This window comes from Empedobacter falsenii (assembly GCF_013488205.1).
In the GTDB taxonomy this organism is placed as follows: domain Bacteria; phylum Bacteroidota; class Bacteroidia; order Flavobacteriales; family Weeksellaceae; genus Empedobacter; species Empedobacter falsenii_C.
The window spans coordinates 3446006-3469694 of sequence record NZ_CP040908.1 but is presented as its reverse complement, the minus strand read 5'-3'; the positions used below and the strand labels follow the sequence as shown (position 1 = coordinate 3469694).

General features: G+C 30.7%; 18 protein-coding genes and 1 tRNA gene. 9 read left to right on the top strand and 10 right to left on the bottom strand.

Features of this window, described 5'->3' with window-relative positions:
- Positions 1-73 precede the first annotated feature (73 nt).
- Positions 74-583, top strand: coding sequence for a DUF2480 family protein (locus FH779_RS16205; protein WP_038333255.1), 510 nt, complete (start codon positions 74-76; stop codon positions 581-583).
- Between the two features lie 55 nt (positions 584-638).
- Here FH779_RS16205 and clpB read toward each other — a convergent pair whose 3' ends face one another.
- The 3 genes from clpB to epsC form a co-directional block, all read right to left on the bottom strand.
- On the bottom strand, positions 639-3251 hold the full coding sequence (gene clpB, locus FH779_RS16200; protein ID WP_180905441.1) for an ATP-dependent chaperone ClpB: 2613 nt from the start codon (positions 3249-3251) through the stop codon (positions 639-641).
- Positions 3252-3408: 157 nt separating this feature from the next.
- Positions 3409-4317 carry a cysteine synthase A gene (gene cysK / locus FH779_RS16195; protein WP_038333247.1) on the bottom strand — a complete coding sequence of 303 codons (909 nt, stop codon included), beginning with the start codon at positions 4315-4317 and terminating at the stop codon, positions 3409-3411.
- A gap of 12 nt (positions 4318-4329) precedes the next feature.
- On the bottom strand, positions 4330-5103 hold the full coding sequence (epsC, locus tag FH779_RS16190; protein ID WP_125348924.1) for a serine O-acetyltransferase EpsC: 774 nt from the start codon (positions 5101-5103) through the stop codon (positions 4330-4332).
- A 332-nt stretch (positions 5104-5435) separates the two neighbouring features.
- On the opposite strand from epsC, the gene FH779_RS16185 reads away from it, so the two are divergent.
- Together FH779_RS16185 and FH779_RS16180 are read left to right on the top strand one after the other, a co-directional pair.
- Complete coding sequence (locus tag FH779_RS16185; RefSeq protein WP_038333244.1) at positions 5436-5861, top strand: DUF2147 domain-containing protein; 426 nt, start codon at positions 5436-5438, stop codon at positions 5859-5861.
- A 149-nt stretch (positions 5862-6010) separates the two neighbouring features.
- A complete protein-coding gene (locus FH779_RS16180) occupies positions 6011-7843 on the top strand; it encodes an ABC transporter ATP-binding protein (RefSeq protein ID WP_180905440.1) in 1833 nt (610 codons plus the stop codon).
- A gap of 134 nt (positions 7844-7977) precedes the next feature.
- Here FH779_RS16180 and FH779_RS16175 read toward each other — a convergent pair.
- Positions 7978-8050, bottom strand: a tRNA-Phe gene (locus FH779_RS16175).
- Positions 8051-8297: 247 nt separating this feature from the next.
- Between FH779_RS16175 and FH779_RS16170 the strand changes: the two genes are divergently transcribed.
- The 4 genes from FH779_RS16170 (at position 8298) to FH779_RS16155 (ending at position 13321) form a co-directional block, all read left to right on the top strand.
- Positions 8298-9581, top strand: a complete 1284-nt coding sequence (locus FH779_RS16170) for an OmpP1/FadL family transporter (RefSeq protein WP_221627921.1) — start codon at positions 8298-8300, stop codon at positions 9579-9581.
- 2 nt (positions 9582-9583) lie between these two features.
- A complete protein-coding gene (lptC, locus tag FH779_RS16165) occupies positions 9584-10183 on the top strand; it encodes an LPS export ABC transporter periplasmic protein LptC (RefSeq protein ID WP_180905439.1) in 600 nt (199 codons plus the stop codon).
- A 114-nt stretch (positions 10184-10297) separates the two neighbouring features.
- A complete protein-coding gene (locus tag FH779_RS16160; protein WP_180905438.1) occupies positions 10298-12457 on the top strand; it encodes a SurA N-terminal domain-containing protein in 2160 nt (719 codons plus the stop codon).
- Positions 12458-12547: 90 nt separating this feature from the next.
- Positions 12548-13321, top strand: coding sequence for a hypothetical protein (locus tag FH779_RS16155; RefSeq protein WP_180905437.1), 774 nt, complete (start codon positions 12548-12550; stop codon positions 13319-13321).
- Positions 13322-13497: 176 nt separating this feature from the next.
- Here FH779_RS16155 and FH779_RS16150 read toward each other — a convergent pair whose 3' ends face one another.
- From FH779_RS16150 to FH779_RS16140, 3 genes are read right to left on the bottom strand one after another with little or no spacing between them, the layout of a single operon-like run.
- A complete protein-coding gene (locus tag FH779_RS16150) occupies positions 13498-13785 on the bottom strand; it encodes a hypothetical protein (RefSeq protein ID WP_180905436.1) in 288 nt (95 codons plus the stop codon).
- 14 nt (positions 13786-13799) lie between these two features.
- Complete coding sequence (purE, locus tag FH779_RS16145) at positions 13800-14303, bottom strand: 5-(carboxyamino)imidazole ribonucleotide mutase (RefSeq protein ID WP_180905435.1); 504 nt, start codon at positions 14301-14303, stop codon at positions 13800-13802.
- Positions 14304-14308: 5 nt separating this feature from the next.
- On the bottom strand, positions 14309-15439 hold the full coding sequence (locus FH779_RS16140) for a 5-(carboxyamino)imidazole ribonucleotide synthase (protein WP_180905434.1): 1131 nt from the start codon (positions 15437-15439) through the stop codon (positions 14309-14311).
- 62 nt (positions 15440-15501) lie between these two features.
- Here FH779_RS16140 and FH779_RS16135 point away from each other — a divergent pair, with 62 nt between their 5' ends.
- Positions 15502-16443, top strand: a complete 942-nt coding sequence (locus tag FH779_RS16135; RefSeq protein ID WP_180905433.1) for an endonuclease/exonuclease/phosphatase family protein — start codon at positions 15502-15504, stop codon at positions 16441-16443.
- A 38-nt stretch (positions 16444-16481) separates the two neighbouring features.
- Here FH779_RS16135 and FH779_RS16130 read toward each other — a convergent pair whose 3' ends face one another.
- Together FH779_RS16130 and FH779_RS16125 are read right to left on the bottom strand one after the other, a co-directional pair.
- On the bottom strand, positions 16482-18260 hold the full coding sequence (locus tag FH779_RS16130) for a tetratricopeptide repeat protein (RefSeq protein ID WP_180905432.1): 1779 nt from the start codon (positions 18258-18260) through the stop codon (positions 16482-16484).
- 24 nt (positions 18261-18284) lie between these two features.
- Positions 18285-20105 (bottom strand): hypothetical protein, encoded by a 1821-nt coding sequence (locus FH779_RS16125; RefSeq protein ID WP_180905431.1) that lies wholly within the window; start codon positions 20103-20105, stop codon positions 18285-18287.
- A 519-nt stretch (positions 20106-20624) separates the two neighbouring features.
- Here FH779_RS16125 and FH779_RS16120 point away from each other — a divergent pair.
- On the top strand, positions 20625-22763 hold the full coding sequence (locus tag FH779_RS16120) for a TonB-dependent receptor (RefSeq protein WP_180905430.1): 2139 nt from the start codon (positions 20625-20627) through the stop codon (positions 22761-22763).
- A 34-nt stretch (positions 22764-22797) separates the two neighbouring features.
- On the opposite strand, the gene FH779_RS16115 is transcribed toward FH779_RS16120, so the two are convergent.
- Positions 22798-23643 carry an alpha/beta hydrolase family protein gene (locus FH779_RS16115; protein WP_180905429.1) on the bottom strand — a complete coding sequence of 282 codons (846 nt, stop codon included), beginning with the start codon at positions 23641-23643 and terminating at the stop codon, positions 22798-22800.
- Between the last annotated feature and the right edge of the window lie 46 nt (positions 23644-23689).

Here is a 23689-nt window from a genome sequence, read left to right as displayed (position 1 = left end):
TAGGAGAAATCTATAAGTGGAGTAGATTTCAATGTTTTTTATTGCGTAAATTTACTCTTTCAAACAAAGAAAAATGTCAGACGAAATTATAAATAAAGTTGCCAATAGTAGTTTAGTAACAATTGATTTACAAGATTATTATCCTGATGGAGATCGTGTTGTTTTTGACTTGAAAGATTGGTTATATGAAGAATTGATTCTTAGAGAAAAGGATTTTAGAGAAAATCTGAAAAATCATGATTGGACACAATATCAAGATAAATATGTAGCGTTAACGTGTACTGCGGATGCGATTGTTCCGTCTTGGGCTTATTTGTTGGTCGCAACCTATTTGTCGCCAATCGCGAAACGAATTGTACATGGAAGTTTACAAGATTTGGATACGATTTTGTACACCGAAATTGTAGATCATTTGCCTTATGAAGATTATGTTGATGGAAAAATAATTGTGAAAGGTTGCTCGCACAAGCCAGTTCCCGATTCGGCTTATATTCAATTAATTGAACGTTTACAACCAATTGTAAGTTCGTTGATGTTTGGTGAAGCGTGTAGCACTGTTCCGCTTTATAAAAAGAAGAAATAAAAAAAATCCGCTCAATTGAGCGGATTTTTTACACATGAATAAAATCGGAATATACTTATTGATTAGTTCTGAAAACTAATTTATTATCTCCAGGTTTTTCTTCGAAATAATCGATTAAAACCGCATCATTATCATTTATTGTTCCTTTCAAAATTTCTTTCGAAAGTTCATTTAATACATCTTGTTGAATAACTCGTTTCAATGGTCTTGCTCCGAATTGAGGATCGTAGCCTTTTCTTGCTAAATAATCGACAGCTTCTGGCGTAATATCTAATGTAATATCGCGTTGTGCTAATTTCTTAGCAACTCCGCTTAAATAGATATTCACGATTCCGGAAATTTGGTTTTCGCTCAACGGACGGAACAAAATAATTTCATCAATACGATTCAAAAATTCTGGTCTAAAGTTTTGTTTCAATTCCTCAAAAACGACATCTTTTGTTTCATCATAAACTTGTGCCACATTATTTTCGTCAATGTTTGAGAATTTATCCAAAATCGTATGAGAACCAAAATTCGATGTCATAATGATAATCGTATTTTTAAAGTTAACCACACGACCTTTGTTGTCTGTCAAACGTCCGTCATCCAAAACTTGTAACAAAATATTGAAAACATCTGGATGTGCCTTCTCAATTTCGTCCAACAAAATAACTGAATAAGGACGGCGACGAACCGCTTCTGTTAACTGACCACCTTCGTCGTAACCAACGTAACCCGGAGGTGCCCCAACCAAGCGAGAAACTGCATGACGCTCCTGATATTCGGACATGTCGATACGAGTCATTGCATTTTCATCATCGAATAAGAACTCGGCTAAGGCTTTTGCCAACTCAGTTTTCCCAACACCAGTTGAACCTAAGAATAAGAACGAACCGATTGGTTTTCCTTCGTCACTAAGACCTGCACGAGAACGACGAATGGCATCAGAAACTGCTATAATTGCTTCTTCTTGACCTAAAACACGTTTGTGTAATTCGTTTTCTAAATTCAATAATTTTTCGCGATCAGATTGCATCATTTTCTGAGCCGGAACTCCTGTCCATTTCGATACAACTTCTGCAATATCATCCGCATCAACAAACTCTTTTACCAGTTTATTTTGTTTATTTTCTTCTAGATTATGTTCAGCTTCTTCTAAATTATTTTTTGCATTAACTAAATCTTCAAACTCTAATTTGGAAGCTTTTGCATAGTCGTAATCTCGTTTTGCACGCTCAATTTCGAATTTGATATTTTCGATAGATTTTCTTAAATCTTGAACTTCATCGGCACGATTTCTTTCCGCTTCCCATTTCGAATTCAATTGATTTCTTTCATCTTGAAGATTAGATAATTCTTCTTTTAAAAGATTCAATTTTTTCTCGTCATTTTCGCGTTTTATCGCTTCAATTTCGATTTCTAATTGAATAATTCTACGATCTAATTTATCTAAATCTTCTGGTTTAGAATTCATTTCCATTCTCAACTTAGAAGCTGCTTCGTCCATCAAATCGATGGCTTTATCTGGTAAAAAACGATCTGTAATATAACGTGTTGATAATTTTACAGCCGCAATAATTGCTTCGTCTTTAATTCCAATTTTATGGTGTTGCTCGTATTTATCTTTGATTCCACGCAAAATAGAAATAGCCGATTCTTCATCTGGTTCTTCTACCATTACTTTCTGGAAACGACGTTCTAAAGCTTTATCTTTTTCAAAATATTTTTGATATTCATTCAAAGTTGTAGCACCAATCGAACGTAATTCGCCACGAGCCAAAGCAGGTTTCAAGATATTTGCAGCATCCATTGCACCTTCTCCGCCGCCGCCAGCACCAACAAGCGTGTGAATCTCATCGATGAACAAAATTATTTCTCCATTCGAAGCGGTTACTTCTTTCACAACGGCTTTCAAACGCTCTTCGAACTCACCTTTGTATTTTGCACCAGCAACCAAAGCTCCCATGTCCAATGAAAAAATTTGTTTATTCAAAAGATTTTCAGGAACATCTCCATTGATGATACGATGTGCTAAACCTTCTGCTATAGCGGTTTTACCAACACCTGGTTCACCAATAAGGATTGGGTTATTTTTTGTACGACGTGATAGAATTTGTAAAACACGACGAATTTCTTCATCACGTCCAATTACAGGATCTAATTTTCCTTCTTTTGCTAAATCTGTTAAGTTTTTAGCGTATTTGTTTAATGAATTATATGTTCCTTCCGCGTTTTCAGAAGTTACTCTTTCTCCGTTTCTCAATTCTGTTACTAATTTTTTTGTGTTGTCGAATGTTACACCTCTATTTTTTAATAACTGACTTACAGGCGATACATTCTTGATTATACCTAATAATAAATGCTCTAAGGTGATAAAATCATCGTTCATCTCTTTTGCAATTTCTTGTGCAGATTGCAAAATTTGGTTAGATGAATTGGAAAGATGATTTCCTTGTTGACCTTCTATTTTTGGATATTTATTGATTTCTAAATCCAACTCAGGTTTCAACATATCCATTTTTACACCTTGTTTTTCTAAGATTAATGATAACACGTTTTCATCAACATCTATCATTCCACCTAAAATATGAGCTGGTTCTATTGCTTGATTTTTTTGTGCAACTGCAATTTGCTGCGCTGCTTGAATCGCTTCACGACCCTTTATTGTAAATTGATTAAAATCCATTGGTTTTTAGTTTTTTATATTGGTTTTGTTTGGTGTATTTCATCAAAAAAAATTCCAAAGTAGAAATAAAACCTAAAAACTGACTTTTTGACTTTGTTGAATAAAAAAAGGAGACATTTTGTCAATATCTCCTTTCGTTTAAAAATTTTTATAGTATTTAAAATAAACCTTCTACTGATAAATAGCGTTCGCCAGTATCGTAGTTGACAGTTAATATTTTCGTGTTTTTGTCTACTTCATTCAAAGTTTTAGCAACTGCAGCCAATGAAGCACCTGTAGAAATTCCGACAAATATACCTTCTACTTTAGCCACTTTTTTTGCAAATTCAAATGCTTCTTCTTTTGTAATCTGAGTAGAAGAATCAACGATTGAAGTATCTAAATTAGTAGGAATAAATCCTGCTCCAATTCCTTGAATCGCGTGTGGACCAGGATTTCCTCCTGAAATGACAGGAGAATCTGTTGGTTCTACAGCGATAACTTTTGTTGAAGAGTTAACTTCTTTTAATGCTTTTCCAATTCCAGAAAGATGTCCGCCTGTTCCAACTCCTGTAATTAAATAATCAACTCCTTGTGGAAAATCTTCAAGGATTTCTTTTGCTGTTGTATTGTAATGGACTGTCGGATTCGAATTATTCTCAAATTGTTGCGGAACCCAAGCGCCTTCTATTGTTTCGGCTAATTCTTGTGCTTTTGCAATAGCGCCTTTCATTCCTAATTCTTTTGGAGTTAAAACAAATTCAGCACCATAAGCTTCCATAATTTTACGACGTTCAATTGACATCGATTCTGGCATTGTGATAATCATTTTGTAACCTTTTACAGCCGCAACAAATGATAAGCCAATTCCTGTATTACCCGAAGTAGGTTCTATAATTGTTCCTCCAGGTTTTAAAATTCCAGCTTTTTCAGCATCTTCAATCATTGCCAAAGCAATACGATCTTTTATTGATCCACCCGGATTTTGTTTTTCTACTTTAATATAAACGTTATGGTTAGGAAATAATTTATTCAGTTTAATAATTGGTGTATTTCCTATGGTTTCTAATACATTATTGTAAATCATTGTTGTAAGGTTTTAGATGATATAATTGATATGTTGTTCTTTTTTTTGTTTTTTTATTTGTGGTTGATTCTCTTGATAGACAACAGAATCTTCTTCTATACTTTCTGTAATCCAAACATTTCCGCCGACTACAGAATTTTTTCCAATAATTGTTGTTCCTCCCAAAATAGTTGCTCCAGCATAAATTGTGACATTATTTTCTATTGTTGGATGACGTTTTTTATTAGCCAAATTCTTCGAAACATAAAACGCTCCTAATGTTACGCCTTGGTAAATTTTCACATTATCACCAATCAATGTTGTTTCTCCAATGACAATTCCTGTACCATGATCGATATAAAAGTTTTTTCCAATTGAAGCACCAGGATGAATATCAATTCCAGTTTTAGAATGTGCATATTCGGAAAAAAAACGAGGAAGAATAGGCGTATTTAAATTGTAGAGAATATGTGCTAAACGATGAATTGCAATTGCAAAAAAACCAGGATAGGCTAAAATGATTTCAATTTCCGATTTAGATGCAGGATCATTTGCATAAAAAACAAAAATTAGTTCCTCTAATTCTTGTCTAAGTTGTGCAAATTGTTCAAAAAAATATAAACTAATTTGATTCGATTTCTCCTCAGGAACAATTTTTAACAAAATAGAATTGAATTGATTGAGTAAATCTTCTTTCTTGTACAAAGGATTTGGTTGTTGAAAAATCTCATCATAAATAATGGATTCTATCAAAGGTTCTACTTCTTGTTTTCTAAATGGTAAACTGTATTTCGTAAGCTGATTCATTCTTCAATCTATAAACTCTATAAAAATAGTAGACAAATGTATTCATTTTTTTATTCTTGAAGAAGAAATTGTCATAAAAATGACAAAAACCATAAAAATGCCTTCGTTTTTATTATTGCTATGTAAGCATAATAATACACTATTTTGACTTTTATGAATAAAATTTATAATTATTTGTTTAAAAATATTTATTGAATTAAATGATTGATAATTAATGTTATAAATGAATTTTTATGTTTAAAAGAGATTATTTTTATAAAAAATAAAGCGTAGTGTTTTATTTACACTAAAAAATAGTTATTTTAGTGAAATAAATTTTAAAGGATAAAAATATGAAAAAATCAATTTTATTCGGATTATTCTTTATGTTGACATCTTTAATGTATGCGCAATCACCAATAGGAACTTGGAAAACAATTGATGATGAGACAAAACAGGCGAAGTCTTACGTAGAGATTTTCGAGAAAGATGGAAAACTTTATGGTAAAGTCACTAAGATTTTAACGAAAGGAAAAGAAGATGCAAAATGTACAGATTGTTCAGGAGCATTAAAAAATAAACCAATTTTAGGAATGCAAATTCTTTCTGGTCTTAAAAAAGATGGAAAAGAATGGAATGGTGGAAAAATCATTGATCCTAATAGTGGAAAGGAATACAAAGCAAAAATGTCTCTTAACGGAAATGATAAATTAGACGTAAGAGGTTTTATCGGGATTTCTCTTGTAGGAAGAACGCAAACTTGGCAACGAGTTAAATAAAAATCAAAACAAAAACGAAAAGGTTACTCTGAGTAATCAAACCCACAAAATTTTACTCTATAATGACTATTTCTAAAAGAATAGTCATTATTTTTTTTACGTAAATTTGTAACTTCAAAACTAAGGTTTTGATTTTCTAAAATACATCAATGAGTTTAACTAAAAGAGCGTTCTCGTACGCAAAACCATATAGAACTTCGTTTGTTACAGCGATTATATTCAATTTACTCTATGCACTTTTCAATGTAATTGCATTGGCTTTTATGATGCCAATTTTGAGTGTTTTGTTTGGTGAAAAATCACCTGGAGTTATCGCAAAACCTATTTATTCTGGTGATTTGGGTAATCTGAAACAATTTTTTTCAGATTATTCAGCTTATTATATGAATGAGCTTTCTCAAACTCAAGGACCAGTTTATGTGTTAGCGATTTCGTGTGTGATATTTATTATTGCATTTTTATTTCGAAATATTTTCAGTTTTCTTTCAGAAACTTGTTTGGTAGACTTACGTTCGGGTGTGACACGTGATTTACGTGTTGATATTCATAACAAAATTATTGATTTGCCAGTTGCTTATTTTACTGAAAAACGAAAAGGAGATATGATTAATCGTATTTCAAGCGATGTAAACGAAGTAGAATCTAACATCTTAAATTCAATTGTAGAGATTGTTCGTTCGCCAATTATGATTATTGTTTTCGTTGTAGTATTATTTACAGTTAGCTATCAATTAACAATTTTCGCTATTTTGGTTTTTCCGATTATGGGAACAATTATTTCGTTGATTGGAAAAAGTCTGAAAAAAGCTGCTGCTCATGCGCAAGACGAATTATCTAACATTATTACTTATGTAGACGAGACACTTTCTTCGCTTAAGATTATCAAAATTTTTAACGCAGAAGATCAAGTAAAAGGTCGTTTTGATGAATCGATTAATCGTTATCGTAAATATCTTCAAAAAGTAATGAAAAAACGTGCTTTGGCTTCACCAACAAGTGAATTTTTAGGTGCTGTTACAATTGGATTAATTGTTTTTTTTGGTGGTAAATTATCGTTAGAAGGAAATGGTTTAACAGGGTCACAATTTATTTTTTATATCGCAACATTTTATACATTATTAGATCCGATTAAACGTTTTTCGAAAGCATTATCAGATGTACAAAAAGGAGAAGTTTCTGCAAAGAGAATTTTTGAAGTTTTGGATGCTGATGTTTCGATAAAAGATGTTCCAGATGCTAAAGGAATTGATGCGTTTGAAGATAAAATTGAGTTTAGAAATGTCACATTTGCTTATGGAAAACATAATGTGATCGAGAATTTTAATTTAACAATTAATAAAGGAGAAACCGTTGCTTTAGTTGGGCAATCTGGTTCTGGAAAATCGACTTTGGCGAATTTAATTACTCGTTTTTGGGATGTGAAATCAGGTCAAATTTTGATTGATGGAATTGATATCAAACATATAAAATTAAATGATTATCGCTTGTTATTTGGTTTGGTTACGCAAGATTCTATTTTGTTTAATGATACAATTTTTAATAATATTTCATTAGGTGATAAATCTCCAAATTTGGAAAAAGTAGAATATGCTGCGCAAATTGCAAATGCGGAAGAGTTTATTGTAAAAATGCCAGAAAAATATCAAGAGTCAGTAGGAGAGGGAGGTAGCAAGCTTTCTGGTGGACAAAAACAACGTTTAAGTATTGCGCGTGCGGTTTATAAAAATCCACCGATTATGGTTTTGGATGAAGCAACTTCTGCTTTGGATACGAAATCTGAAAAATTGGTACAAGTTGCTTTGAATAATATGATGCAAAATCGTACTTCTTTGGTTATTGCGCACCGTTTATCAACAATTCAGAATGCGGATAAAATTGTAGTAATGGAAGCAGGTAAAATTATTGAACAAGGAAATCATCATTCACTTATCGAGAAAAAAGGCGTTTACGCTAATTTGGTAAATATGCAGAATTTTGAATAAATCTTAACTTTATATAATTAAAAAATCCGCTTATTAAGCGGATTTTTTAGTTAAAAATATTTTTTTAAGATATTATTAACATTTAAATATTAAAACAAAAAAAACCTCAATCATTTGATTGAGGTTTTAAGCAGTGGTGCCTCCAGGAATCGAACCAGGGACACAAGGATTTTCAGTCCTTTGCTCTACCAACTGAGCTAAGGCACCGCCTTAATTGTGATGCAAATATAGAGCGAAAATCCGTTCTACCAAACATTATTTAAAATATTTTTTAGATGAAAAAGCTATCTTGTTCATTTACCGAGAAATAAATTTTAAAATATTTTTATCTTTGCAAAAAAAGAGCGGTTTTAATATTTTAATAGAGATTTAACAACTCATTTTTGCAATCTAATTTTTACAATTCGCAACAAATCATCATATTTGCGTCTTAGAATTCTATTATACATTCATAATGAAGTGGATTATTTGTAGTTTATCACTATTTAGCGTGGTAACAATAAAAGCTCAGTCAATATCAGTTTCACCTTATTCGGCATACGGAGTAGGGGAGCAATTGTTTGATAATAATACTGAACAAGCTGGTATGGGCGGTATCTCAACGGTTCCTACGAATCCTTTTGGACAAAGTGCGAACTTCTCGAATCCGGCAGCAAACCGAAACTTGCGTATGACAACTTTCAATGCAAGTGGAAGTGGAACTAATTATAATTTCAAATCTGGAACAGATAAGGAAAACGCTGGTCGTTTCAATGTTTCTAATATCTCATTGGCTTTTCCAGTTGGTGAAAAAGGAAGTTTTGGAGTTGGTTTTCAACCTTACACAGCGTTGGGATATGATATTTTGAATACTTCTGAGAAAAATAATATCAAACAAACTGTACAAATGAAAGGTGATGGAGGGTTAAATAGTCTTCATGCTTTTTATTCAAGAAATCTTTCAAAAGAATTTTCTTTAGGTTTGCGTGTTAATTATCTTTTCGGAGAGTTGCAACGTAACGAAATTTTAGCTGTAGATGGAGCAAGTTTAGCTGTAGATTACAGCGATAAATCGAACTATCGTGGTGCTCAATTTACTTTAGGATCTATGTATACAAAGAAAATTGGAAAAAATAACAATTTAAACATTGGAGCTACTTATACATTAGGAACTAAGTTAAGAACTGATGTTACAGATCTTACAACTTCTTATACATATATTGGAACTACACAATCTTCTGTAGACACAATTTCTATTATTAGAATTGATAATGGAAAAACTAAGATTCCACAACAATTTACTTTAGGAGCATCTTATTCTAAAGATAATACGTGGTCGTTAGCTATAGAAGCAAAATATAATAATTGGAAAGATTTCTCTCAACCATTAGAAGGTCAAAACACAACAATGTCTTCTGCGGTAGATTACAAAAATAATGTACGTTTTGCTGTTGGAGGATATTGGATTCCAGATTATAACAGTTACAAAAGTTATTTTAATCGTGTAACGTACCGTGCTGGTATGTATTATCAATCAGCTCAATACTCTATTCACGGAACAGATATTGACGCTTATGGAGCAACTTTAGGTTTTGGATTTCCAATCGGAAAACAAAATGATGGTTCTATGATGAATATTTCGTTAGAGTACGGACAAAAAGGAAAAACAGCAAACAACTTAATTAAAGAAAATTATTTCGGAGTTAAAGTTGGATTTGATATTAACGATATTTGGTTTAGAAAAAGAGTTATTGACTAATTTTGGACAAACAAAAATTGTATAAAAAAGCAAACGAAAAAGTTTTAATTAAACCAACTCTTGTATTTGGTCTGATTAGCGTTTTCGTTTTGCTTTTTTCTTGTAAAAAAGAACTTCCTCCTATCAGTAAAAAGAAGGTAGAATTCCCAACACGCACACTTATCAATGCAAATATTATTAACAAAGATTCGGGAAGAATTTCTGGTAATTTGCGTTCGCCACTAATCGAAGAATATACAACGGTAGATTCTCCTTACACGATTTTTAGAAAAGGTTTAAACCTTGATTTTTATCAAAAAGGAAGCGTAAAACCAGGTTATTTTCAAGCAGATTGGGCAAAGTTGAGTGATGTAACGGGATTGTACGAAGGTAGAGGAAACGTAATTATCGTAAATGAGAAAGGTGATTCGTTGAAAAGCGAACAATTATTTTGGAATAAAAAAAATAAAACAGTTTATACATCGAAAGAAGTTTACTTAATTAGCAAGGAAGGCGATTCGTTAACAGCGAAAAACGGTTTGCAAGCTACTGACGATTTAGAAACCTATACTTTATTCAATAATCAAGGATTTAAGTATGTTGATGATAATCAAAAATTCTAAAGAGCGTTAAAAAAATTAACAAAAAAGCGCATACTTGTCGCTTCTTCTATTTTATTATTCAATGTATTGTCGTATTTTCGCCACCTATTATAGAAATAACATTAAAATAAAACAATGGCAGTTTTAGGAGAAATTCGTAAAAAAACTTGGCTGATCTTCGTGGTAATCGGAGTTGCAATGTTAGCTTTCGTTGCAGGAGATTTATTCGGAGAGAATTCAAAAATAAAACAATTATTTACTGGAGATCCGTCTGTAGTTGGTACAGTGAACGGAGAACCTATTGGTATTGCAGAATATCAGAGTGCGTACGATCAAACACAAAAGATGTACGAAAATCAAGGTCAAACTGCAACTCCAAATCAAATTGCTCAACAAACTTGGAACAGCTTAGTTAGTCAGAAAGTGTTGAAACAACATGCTGAAAAATTAGGTTTAAAAGTTTCTGATGATGAATTTTGGAGCTATACAGCTCAAAACTTCGGAATGGCGTCTGGTGCAGAAGCACAACAACAGATTGCGCAATTAGAAGCAAATGCGGCATCAAGTCCAGAGGCGCAACAACAATATAGAGGTTGGTTGCAAACTGCTGAACAAATAAAATTACAGATTTTATCTCAAAAATATTTTGGTTATGTAATGGCTGGTACAGCGGTTACAGGTAAAGAAGCGGATATTCAACAAGGATACAATATTTCGAATGCAAATATTCAGTATGCATTTGTAGATTACGCAACTTTGGCTAAAAAATTAAATGTAAAAGTAACAGACGAAGAAATTTCTGCTTACGAAGCGAAATATCCAAAATTGTTCAAAGCAGAAGGTCTAGTAAAATTAAGTTATACTTATTTCCCTGCTGGAGCTTCGACTGCTGATGACGCTGTTGCTTTAGCAAATATCAAAAAATATTTATCAACTCAAATTGTTCATGACGAAGTGAACAATGTTACAGATACAATTGCGGCGTTTGGTTCTGCAAAAAGTGATTCGGTTTATGTTACTCAAAATTCTGAGAAACCATTTATTCCAAATTATTTTACAAAAGCAGAATTAGAACAAGCTCAATTAGGGCCAGAAGCAACAAACTTCTTGAAAACTGCAACAGTTGGACAAATTGGTGGACCTTTCAAAATTGGAAATACATACCAATTATACAAGCTTTCGAAATCGAAAGAAGTAAAAGATTCTGTAAAATCTAGTCATATCTTAGTTTCTTACACAGGAAGCGCTGCTGGAAACGGAGTAAAACGTACAAAAGACGAAGCAAAAAAATTAGCTGAACAAATTTTAGCTGAAGTAAAAGCAAATCCAGCTTCTTTTGGAGAAGTTGCTTCAACAAAATCGGATGATAAATCATCTGCTGTACAAAAAGGAAGCATTGGTTGGGTTGGAAAAAACAATCAATTAGACCAAACTTATAACGGATTTATTTTCTCTAAACCAGTTGGAACAGTTGATTTGGTTGAATCTCAATTTGGGTTCCATATCATCAAAGTTGATGAAGCGAAAAACAAAACAGCTTATCAAGTTGCGAATATTGTAAAAACAATCGAGCCTTCTAAAGCGACAACAGAAAAAGCATTTACAAATGCAAGAACATATGTTCAGAATGTTGAGAAAAAATCATTGAATGATTTCAAAAATATCGCGAAAAAAGGTGGTTATTTAAATAATACAACTGAAGGAATCGAGCGTTATGCTGCGATTGGTCAAGATATTCCAAACGATCAGGATGGAGATATCTTAAAATGGGCTTTTGACAAGAAAACAGAAAAAGGAGCAACAAACTTGTTTACATCTTCTACAGGAGATTATATCGTTGTTCATTTAGTTGAAAAATTTGACAAAGGTTTGGCGCATCCAAGTGTTGTTCGTCAATATGTAGAGCCAGTTTTGATGCACGAAAAAGTTGGTAAATTAGTAGACGAGCAAGTTGCAAACGGTGGATTGAATGCTTTTGCATCTAAATTTGGAGCGAAAAAAGGAAATGCTACGGTTAACTTCTCTAATTCTAATTTAACTGGAATTGGTTTAGAGCCTAAAGTTGTAGGAGCTGCGTTTGGTGTAAAACCAAATCAATCTTCTAAAGCAATTATTGGTAATGCAGGTATTTTCTACGTAATTCCTTCAACTCAACAAATTCAAAAGAATCAAAAAGGTTCAATGATTTTGGATAATTTAAACCGTCAATTACGAGGACGTTTCCAACAAACATTGTTACAATCATTGATTCAAGCTGCTGATGTGGTTGATAACCGCGATAGGGCTTTACGTTAAGATTTAAAAAATTTCTTATAATAAATAAAAAAACCGCTCGAAGAATTCTTCGGGCGGTTTTTGTTTTATATTTAAGGATAAATTTGATTTATGAAAATAATAATAAGACTAACTTTTTTTATCATTTGTTTGATAGGTTTTGGACAAAATAAGAATCCTGTAGGAGAGTTTGAAAATAATCAGTTCAAAATTAAATTTAATGATGATAATACATTCAACTATACAAGTAAGTATTTTCAAGATCCGATTGGAAATATTCTTCAAGATAAATATACTGAATCTGGAAAATGGATTTCAAGAGGAGATACAATTATACTAAATCAAGATTTAGCTGAAAAAAGTTATGGACATTATGATTTTATAGAAGATGAGATTGACGAAAAAGGTAAAGTGTATTTTAAATTTAATCTTATCAGAACAAAATATAATAAAAATGATGAAATTTTATCTATTGATACATTACAAATAGAAAAGTTAGATTTAGCAATTAATAATAATGATAAAAAGAATAGACTAAGAATTTCTAATCGTCCAACAACTACATGTGCTTTTGCTGGATATATACCTAAAGAATTAATAACAGATAAACGAATTTTTGAATTTGATAAAAAAGATAGTTTAATTCATAAGATTTATATTGGAAGTTATGAATTAAAGAAAACTGAAGAATATATAATTAATAATCCCAATTCGAATAGTTTTGTTTTAAATGTTTATCAAAATATTTATGAGAATGCAATGATAAGAAATCAAAAATATTTGATGTTAAATAAAAATACAATTCTAATCGAACAGAAACCAAATGGAAAATTTAAAAAGGGAGGTATGTATTTTGAGTATTATCAGGTAAAGAGAAATAAATAATAAAATCGTCAATTACAAGGACGTTTCCAACAAACATTGTTACAATCATTGATTCAAGCTGCTGATGTGGTTGATAACCGCGATAGAGCTTTACGTTAAGATTTAAAAAATTTCTTATAATAAAAAACTCCCAAGCTGTAAAGTTTGGAAGTTTTTGGTTTATGGAGATTGATTATTTATTCTTTTTCAATTTCTGATAAAAAAGATTGAATGGAATCCATTTTATCTTTAGTTGTTATGATTTTGAAGAAAATAATATCACGATCATCATTGTCTTTAGAAATTTCAATTTTATGATAAGAATCTGCTTCGGATAATTCAAACCATATATCTTTATCAAAATTAGTTTGAAAAAGATTATATTTGATTAAATCTAAATCCTTTTGAAAACTAAATTCTTGTTTAAGGAGTTTGATAAATTCATTAAAATAAGTTGAATATATCCAAAAATTATTTTCTTCCATACTAATAGATTATCTTACCTATCAAACCCATTCGGATATTCGCTTTTTACAAGCTCTATTTTCGCCTCTACAGCTTTTTGTAAATCTTCTTGATATTGGATTAATCTTTCTTGCAAAGTTGGATTAGTCGCTCCTAAAATACGCGCTGCCAAAATTCCTGCATTCTTCGCCGCATTTACAGCAACTGTTGCAACTGGAATTCCATTTGGCATTTGCAAAATAGATAAAATCGAATCCCAAGCATCAATAGAATTTGACGATTTAATTGGAACACCAACCACAGGAAGCGGCGTAATAGATGCAACCATTCCTGGTAAATGCGCAGCACCACCAGCTCCAGCTATAATGACATTTATTCCACGTTCGTGTGCCGTTTTCGCATAATCAAACATACGTTGTGGCGTACGATGCGCTGAAACAATTGTTAATTCGAAAGGGATATTTAGTTCTGTTAATAGATCAGCAGCTTGTTTCATGATAGGCAAATCGCTATCACTTCCCATTATAATTCCTACCATAGTTGTTACTTTTTTGCCACGACTTTCACCGTTGCATTTACTTGTTTTATGTTTTGTTTTAATTGTTCTAAATCATCGTTCACTAAGGTAACGTGTCCCATTTTTCGACCTGGTTTTGTGATAGTTTTTGCATACCAATGTAAAAATGTTCCTGGAATCGTCAATAATTCTTCAATATTTTCGATTTCGGCTTGTCCAGTTTGTCCTTCAGCGCCAATCAAATTGACCATTGCAGAAGTTGTAAACAATTTTGTAGAACCAAGAGGCAATTGCATTAAGGTTCTTAACATTTGATCGAATTGTGATGAATAAGCTGCTTCTATTGTTGAATGTCCAGAATTGTGAACGCGAGAAGCGGTTTCGTTTACCCAAATCGATTGATCTTTATTCAAGAATAATTCGACTGCGAAAACTCCTGGAGATTTCAATGCTTTTACCACATCACGCGCAATTTGTTCAGCACGATCAGTGATTTCTTTCGGAAGTGTAGAAGGCATCAATAAATAATCTAACAAATTATATTCTTCGTTGATGACAAATTCTACGGTTGGATAAGTGACAATATTTCCTAAATGATCGGCAACGGTAACAACCGCGATTTCGCGATCTAAATCAGCTGGCGTTTCGAAAATTGAAGGAGCTTGTAGCATTTTGTCTAAATCAGCTTCAGATTTTAGGAATTGAACACCTTTTCCATCATAACCATCTTTTCGAGATTTTTGAAAAATCGGATAATTGATGTCTTGTTTCGATTTTAAATCTTCCCAATTATCTAATCCAAAATAAGGCGCAGTCGGAATATTATTATTGACATAAAATTCTTTTTGAATTCCTTTGTCTTGAATAATAGCTAAAGCTTCAGGATCTGGAACAACGCGTTTTCCAATTGATTTTAGATAACGCAACGCTTCAACATTTACGTGTTCAATTTCAATTCCGATAGCATCTAAATCTTTTCCAAATGCAACAACCGTTTCATAATCTTTGAAATCGCCTTGTACAAAATGATGTGCATGTAGTGCGCAAGGTGCATCAGCAGCTGGATCTAAAATACTAATCTCGCAAGGATATTGCAATGCATTTTGCAAAAACATGTATCCCAATTGTCCTCCTCCTAAAATTCCGATTTTTATCATATTGCGAAGTTAATGAATAATATAATTTCTATTTTTACGAGAATTAAAAAAGTATTGACGAGATGTTAACAAAATGGAGTAGAATTTTATTTTTTGTATTTGCTGGAATTTATTTAACGAGCAAGAGTTTTTATCAATATTTTGTGTTTGATATGTTGTCGCATTACTCTATTTATGCGCTGATTATTGCTTTTTTCTTGTGTTTGATTCATAATTATGCTATCAGAAAAGAGGAGAAAAAGAATATTTTTTGGTTGATTCCTTTGGTTGCAATTCCAATTATTACGTACAAGAATCTTGGGAATTTTTATTTTGGAGATAATGCAAAAGGAGAAAAATCGAATTTTAAAATTACTTCAATTAATATTTTTTCTCAGAATGAAGAATTTCAACATCTAAAAGATTATTTGGCTAAAGAAAAAAGTGATGTACTTGTTTTACAAGAATTAACGCCAGCTTGGCAAAAACATGTAGAGTTTATCCGAAAAGAATATCCATATTATAAAGAAGAGGTAAGAAATAACAATTTTGGAATTGCGATTTATTCTAAAATACCGTTTACAAAAGTGTCTACAAAAAATTATATTGATGAGATGCATCCGTCTATTTTAGCGGAAATTATTGTAGACGCTAAACCATTAAGCATTTTGGCAACGCATCCTGTTCCGCCTTTACCAAATCAGGCTCGTTTTGAAAGACGAAATAAACAATACGAATTGATGAAGCAGGAAATTGATGCTTTATCGAATGAAAATATCATTTTAGTTGGAGATTTGAATTCTACGGTTTATTCACCGAATTTCAAATTGGTGCAATCAGATAAAATGAAAGATGCTCGTTCTGGTTTTGGATTGAATAATTCTTGGAATGCTTTCATCCCAATTTTCCGCACAAATATTGACCAATGTTGGGTTTCAAAGAACATAAAAGTTACCAATTTTTATCGTGGAGATGATATAAAATCGGATCATTTTCCGATTGTTGCAGAACTTAAGATAGAATAAGAACAAAAAATCTGTAGACAAGTGTCTACAGATTTTTTTTATGAAAATAAACTTTGAATAAATGTTTGTAAATCAGCTTCTTTTTCTAAACCAATTTTCTGTTTTAAACGATATTTTGCCATACGTACCGTTTTCGTTTCTACTTTCATCACATTTGCGATTTGTACATTATCCATATTTAGATACAAATATGCGGCATATTTCATGTCTTGATTAGTTAATTTACTTTTAGAAACTTCGCTTAGTTTATTGAAAAAGTTTGGATGAACTTCTTTTATAATATTTTGTATTTCATTAAAATCATCATCCATTAGACGCTCGTCTTTCAAGATTCGATCAAGATTTAAGGCTTCTTTGTCTTTTATTTTTTCTTTCAGTTCATTCAAGAAAGAATTCTTCTGTTTTAATTGCAAAGAAGTTGCTAAAGCTTGCTTGTTCAATTGTTCTTGTTGTAAAGCTAGTAACTCTTGTTCGGCTTTAATACGAGCCTTTTCTTGTTTTTCAAGTTCTAAATTTAGTTCGGCTTCGTATCGTTCGGCTTTTAGTAAATCTGTTTTCTGTTTGTTTGATTTTAGCTTATAATACAACATATACATTAAGAAAATCACACCAGCAATCGCAAGCAAAATAATACCTATATAAAGAAATTTCTGTTTAGAATAAATTTGATTCTTTTCTTCTAATTGTTTTATTTGCTGATTTTTTTGCTCAGTATTATAAAAAATTTCTAAAGACTTTGTATTGTTATCAAATTGTTCTTGATCATTTTGCTGAATAAATTCTTTTACTTTTCGTTCGTATTCTAAGGCTTTATCTAATTGATCTAGATGTTCATATGTGATTGATAAATTATTAAGAATGATGATTTTATGAGCAGGAAAAATTTTGTTATCATTCATTGCTAATTTTTCTGCTTTTAGAAAGTAGTTTTTTGCAGTTTCAAATTCCTCTCTTTTAAAATAACTATCTCCAATATTTATGTAAATTAAAGCAACTATATCACTACAATTTGGAGAGTTTTTACCAATGTTCAGCGCTTGCATCGAGTATTTTAAACTCTCTTCATGAGGATATTCTTTAGAAGTTTTAATTATACTACTACTTTTATTAAGATAATGTACAACCAAACAACGATTTCTTACACTTTCTTCCTTTATTAATAATGCATATTTGTAAGCGTTATTATAGCTGGTAACAGAAGAATCTAGAAACTTTTTGTTATTAGTATCTTCAAATTGTTTCTGATAATAGTATCCCAGATTATTAAATGTAAAATTAATTTGAAGATTATTTTTTCCTAATAAAGCATGCTTGTTTGCATTAATAACGTCAGATCTAAATCCAGATTCTAGTGATTTACGTAGTTTATTACTAAACCTAAGGAAATACATTTGAGTAAGTATAAAATTTTCATTTTTATGTTTACTCATTTCATTAATACTTTTATTAATGGATTTTAAAAATAATTCTTGTTGATTAATTTTATCATAATATTGAGCATAACCATATTCAACAAAGGCAATATCCACCTTATTTTTGTTTTTCCTAGCTAATGCTTTAGCTTTTTCTAAAGCTTCAATACTTTCAACTTCTTTTTTTATACTTCTATAATAATCTGCAAGCAATACATAACCTATAATCTTATTATGTATATCATCGCTTTTTAATAAATTATTATCAATAATTGATTTTGCATTTTCATAATCTTTGCTATACAAATAGGTGTAAACCAATTGTTGATCTTTGTTAAAATCACTTTGTGCCTTGGTATATTGAGTAAGTAATACAAGGAATAATATCCATATCTTTCTCTTCATTTTTTCTAAATGATCAACTTTTTATTATAATTCTAAGGATTGAATAAATTTTTGCAAATCAACATCTTTTGATAAACCAATCTTTTGTTTTAAACGATATTTTGTCATACGAACGGTCTTGTTCTCAACTTTCAATAAGTTAGAAATTTGTTGATTATCCATATTTAAATAGATGTAAGCTGCATAATTTAAATCTTGAGCAGAGAGTTTATTTTTAGATATTTCGTTCATTTTCTTGAAAAAATTAGGATGAATATCTTGTACAATGGTTTGTAATCCATTGAAATTATTATCAGTAAGACGTTCGTCTTTTAAAACTTTATTGATATTGAAATTTTGATCATCTTTTATTTTTTCTTTTAATTCACTGATGAAAGAATTTTTATGATTTAATTGCAATGATGTTGCTAATGCTTTCTTTTGTAATTGTTCTTGTTGTATATCAAGTAATTTTCGTTCAGCTGTTAAACGAGCTTTTTCTTCCAACTCTAATTTTAAAGTTAAAGCTGTTTCTTGTTTTTCAGCTTCTAATAAATTGGTTTTTTGTTTGTTTAATTTTTGTTTGTAAATGAACATATAAACCATTAGCACAATTCCAATTATTGAAATACCAATAAGAGATAAATACAAAATGCGTTGTTTTGAAAAGATTTGATTTTTTTCTTTTAGTTGTTTAATTTCTTCATTTTTGCGCTCAAAATTATAAAAAGCCTCTAGTACATTACGTTTATTTTCATACGCTTTTTCATACGCTTTTTGTGTATAAATCAATGATTCTTTATTGAATTTTAGAGCTTTTGTAGGTTCATTATTTTTTTCATAAAAATTTGAAATTAGTTTTACAATTGTATTAATTGTACTGATGTCTCTTAAATTACGTACAGATTTGACAATTTCATAAGCTTTCAAATAATATTCTTCAGCTTGTTTATTGTTTCCATTATTTTCACTGATTTCAGCATATGTTGAATAACAAGTAGATTTTAAATCAGGATTATTAATTTTACTTGAATAATCTAAAGCTATTTTAACATATTTTTCGGCTAAATTATACCGCTCATTTTTGTCTAAATTTCTATAAGGGTATGTGTTTATTAAAGAAGCTAAATTATTATAGGTAATAGAAGCGGCTTTAATAGGAACTATATCAATATTATTTTCATTAATGTAACTTAAATTTATTTCAGCATTCTGAAAAATTTTCTCTAAATCCTTAGGGTTATTACTTTTCTGATATTTATGATAATACATTAATGTAGTTGCTGAATAAGCAGATAATAATTCTAAAAGAGATTTACTTTTTCTTGCATAAAAAAGTGCTTTAGTAATATAATTATTATATTCTTCAGAGAAGACGCCTGTCCTAGAATGAGTCATAGACATCAAAAGATAGATCTTTGATCGTAATATGTTTTCGTTAGGATAATTTGTAAGTGATTTTAAAGCATTATTCGAATAATAGATTGTTTTATCATACATACTATTCAATAAATACAATTTTGCAAAAGCATAAGATGTATATGAGTCATCTAACTTATCAACTGTTTTATCAGCTATTTCTTTAGCTAAATTAGCATATTTTAAAGCATTGTCGTAATCATCTTTATTTGCATAAAGATTAACAAAGTTTATATAGATAATTACTTTATTTAGTTGATTATCATTATTTCGTTTTAGTAAAATATTTAATTCTTCTTCAGCATCATTAAATTTTCCATCAATAGTGTTTTTTTCAATGTTATTAATGCTTTTTTGAATATCATTTTGAGCAAAAACGGGAAAAATTCCAATGAAAAGGATAAAAAAGGATAAAAAAGGTTTTAAAATTTGCAGTTTATGATTCATAAATTTGCAGTTTTGGTTTTAGGTAAAGAGTTTAAAATTAATGAGTAAAGATACAATAAAATAGTTTGTAGACAATTCGTAGACGCTTTTTTTTGTCTGTAGACATTATGAGGCGTCGATTTTTTTGTGAAAACTAATTTCTACTGTTTCTTTGCTTCAGATTTAATAACCAATAAATCTAATTCATACCAACTAGACCAGTTGATTTTTATTAAAAGTCAATCAATCTATCTTCTATTACTAAACCCAAAAAAACCTTCGGCATACCAACCAGAAGGTTTTTTTATGCCCGAAAGTTTCTAAAGATAATCAAAAATGAAGAAATTTTTAAATTTCAAAAAAAAGATTACCTTTGAAATTCAATCGAAAGGGGTGCTTCTTTACAAGAGGCTGAGATTATACCCAAAGAACCTGGGCAGGTAATGCTGCTAAGGGAACTGGTACTTCACCAAATTACATTCGCGCGTAAATTATAAAAGTGTAAGATGGCTCCTTTCATAATATTTTTTAAAATTAATTATGAAAAGGTCGATTTTTTTATTGTCATTATTTGGTGCATCTATTCTTTATGCACAAGAAAAAGATTCTATTCAAAAAGAAGAAATTCAATTAGGAGAAGTTTCAATTGTCGAAAAACTTCCGATTACAGTTGAAAAGGTAACTGATAAAATGTTACAAAAGAAGAATTTGGGGCAAGATGTTCCAACTTTGTTAAATTCTGCTACGTCTGTTTCTATAACTTCCGATACAGGAACGGGAATTGGTTATTCGTCTATCAAAATTCGTGGACTTAATGAACAATCTATCAACGTTACATTAAATGGAATTCCGCTTAATAATCCTGAATCTCAAGGTGTTTTTTGGGTGAATATGCCAGATTTGGCTTCGTCAACAAGTTCTATGATGATTCAGAGAGGAGTTGGAACTTCATCAAATGGAATGGCTTCTTTTGGAGCAAGTGTTAACATCGAATCTCAAAATCCGTCTACCGTTCCTTTTGCAGAAACAAATGTTTCTTTCGGAAATTATAAAACGCAAAAATATACAGTTCAGGCTGGTACGGGAAAAATACTAAACAATAAATTGAGTATTGATGGACGTTTTTCTAAGATAAATTCGGATGGATATGTAGACAGATCTTGGTCAGATTTAATCTCTTATGATTTTACAGCTCTATATGAATTGAATGAAAAAACAAAGTTTAGATTTCAGAATATGTTTGGAAAAGAACAAACGTATCAAGCATGGAGTGGTGTAGATGCCGAAACTTTGAAAAATGATAGAACATATAATTCTGAAGGAGAGATTTTAGACGAAAATGGAAAAGTTGAAGGTTTTTATAAAAATCACACTGATAATTATCGTCAAAATCATTATTTTCTTTCGTGGTTACAAGATTTTGGGAATAATTGGAAATCAAATTTAACAGTTCATTATACAAAAGGTAAAGGTTATTACGAGAGCTATAAAAATAATCGCGGTTTGAAACGCTATAAATTGGATTATTTAACTTCAGATAAAAGAAATTTAATCAATCGAGAATATCTTGATAATGATTTTTATGGTTTTAATCTTGAAGTTGAAAATCAAAAATTAAACAATTTCAAAGTGTTTTTCGGATTATCTGCAAACGAATATGATGGCGATCATTATGGAAATGTCTTATGGGTAAAAGGAACAGATTTTAAGGATAAGGATTTCAAATATTACAACAATCGTTCTGTAAAAAAACAATTGGCTGCATATGCGAAAGTATTGTATCAATTGAATAAGTTTGAATTGTTTGGTGATTTGCAATATCGTTATGTTGATTATGATGCGAAGTATTTGCCAAATGGAGAAAATTATGACGAAGATTTTAGACCATTTTCGGATAAATTCAATTTTGTGAATCCAAAAGCTGGGTTAAATTTTAAAATTAATTCTTCAAATGTGATGTATGCTTCTTATGGAATTTCGCATCGTGAGCCACTTCGTGTAGATTATGAGAATAATGGCAAGCGTCCGACGGCTGAATTTTTACAAGATTATGAATTGGGTTATAAAAAGTCAGGACAGTTATCATTGAGCGTAAATGTATATTATATGGCGTACAAAAATCAATTGGTCCCAACTGGGAAATTGAATGATGTAGGAACGCCGATTCGCGAAAATTCAGGAAAAAGTTATAGACGAGGAGTCGAATTTGATGCAAACTATAAGATTATTCCGAATCGTTTGAATGTTTTTGGAAATATTACGTTTAGCGAAAACAAACATGATAATTACAAAGAGGAAGTTTGGAATGTTGACGGAAGTTCTTCTGTGAAAGAGTACGGAAAGACAAAAATTGCGCTTTCGCCAGATGTGATTTCTGCTTTCGGTTTTGAAGCTGTTCCTTTCAAAAATGTATTGATTAATTTGACGAATAAATATGTTGGTGAACAATATTTATCAAATACAGAACCAGCAGATGGAAAATTAGATAGTTATTTAGTTTCGGATCTTTTGATTCGATATTCGCCAAAAGTAAAAGGAATTAAAAACCTTGAATTTTCGTTTTTGATTAATAATTTATTTGATGTTAAATACGAATCGAATGGTTATTATTACGAAGGTGGATATTATTTCCCTCAAGCCGGAATTAATGTTTTGGGCGGAGTTGGAATTCGTTTATAAAAAGTTAAAAGCTCGAGATACTTCTCGAGCTTTTTTATTCTTCAATATAATCAAGAGGAATATGCCAAATTTCATTTTTATTTTTTTCTCGAAAGAAATCTAAATGTCCAATTTCATCCAATCCATATTCTTTAGGAATGATATTCAAACGTTTTTTCTTCGCATTCTTCAAAACTAATTGTGCAAATAAATCTACAGATTTTGGCGTTGCCATAAAATCATCATCCAAACTAATGATTAAAACAGGTTTTGTAATTTCATCATACAAATTATGCGTTTCATCTGCATAACCTAAAATCGAAGTTTCATTCAGAATTAACTTTCGCCAATCTTTCGCAATTCCAATTGGAATTGGTTCACCCATTCCAACCTTTTGAGAAGGAAAAAATCCGTAAAAAGCAGATAAAATAGGAATTGCAATACGAAAAAAGAAATTTACTTTTGGTTTATCTTTTTGATGAAAATTTTTGATATAACCATATTGAGAACCAATCGTTACAATTTTATCATAAACTTTGTAAGCGCGTGTCAAACCAATCATAATTCCACCGATACTATGACCAATTAAAAACTTTTCGTGATAGGGATAAAATTCTTCGATATATTGTGTCAAACCTAGAAAATCTTTATCTGCCCAATCTGTAAAATGCGCTTCAAAATCTTTTAATTTTTTTGGTTTAGAGTCGCCGATTCCGCGATAATCATACGTGAAAACCAAATATCCCTTATTAGCTAAATACGTTGCGTATTTAGCATAAAAAGTTTGTTTAACACCAATTGCAGACGAAATGACAATGATTTTTTTGGTTGCATTGTTTTCGCCAAAAGAGGTTACGGCAATTGGATATTTGTCGGAAGTTTCTAGTATGAATTTTTTCATTCTTTTTATTTGATAAGATAAAAATATACCTTTACAAGGTAAATCA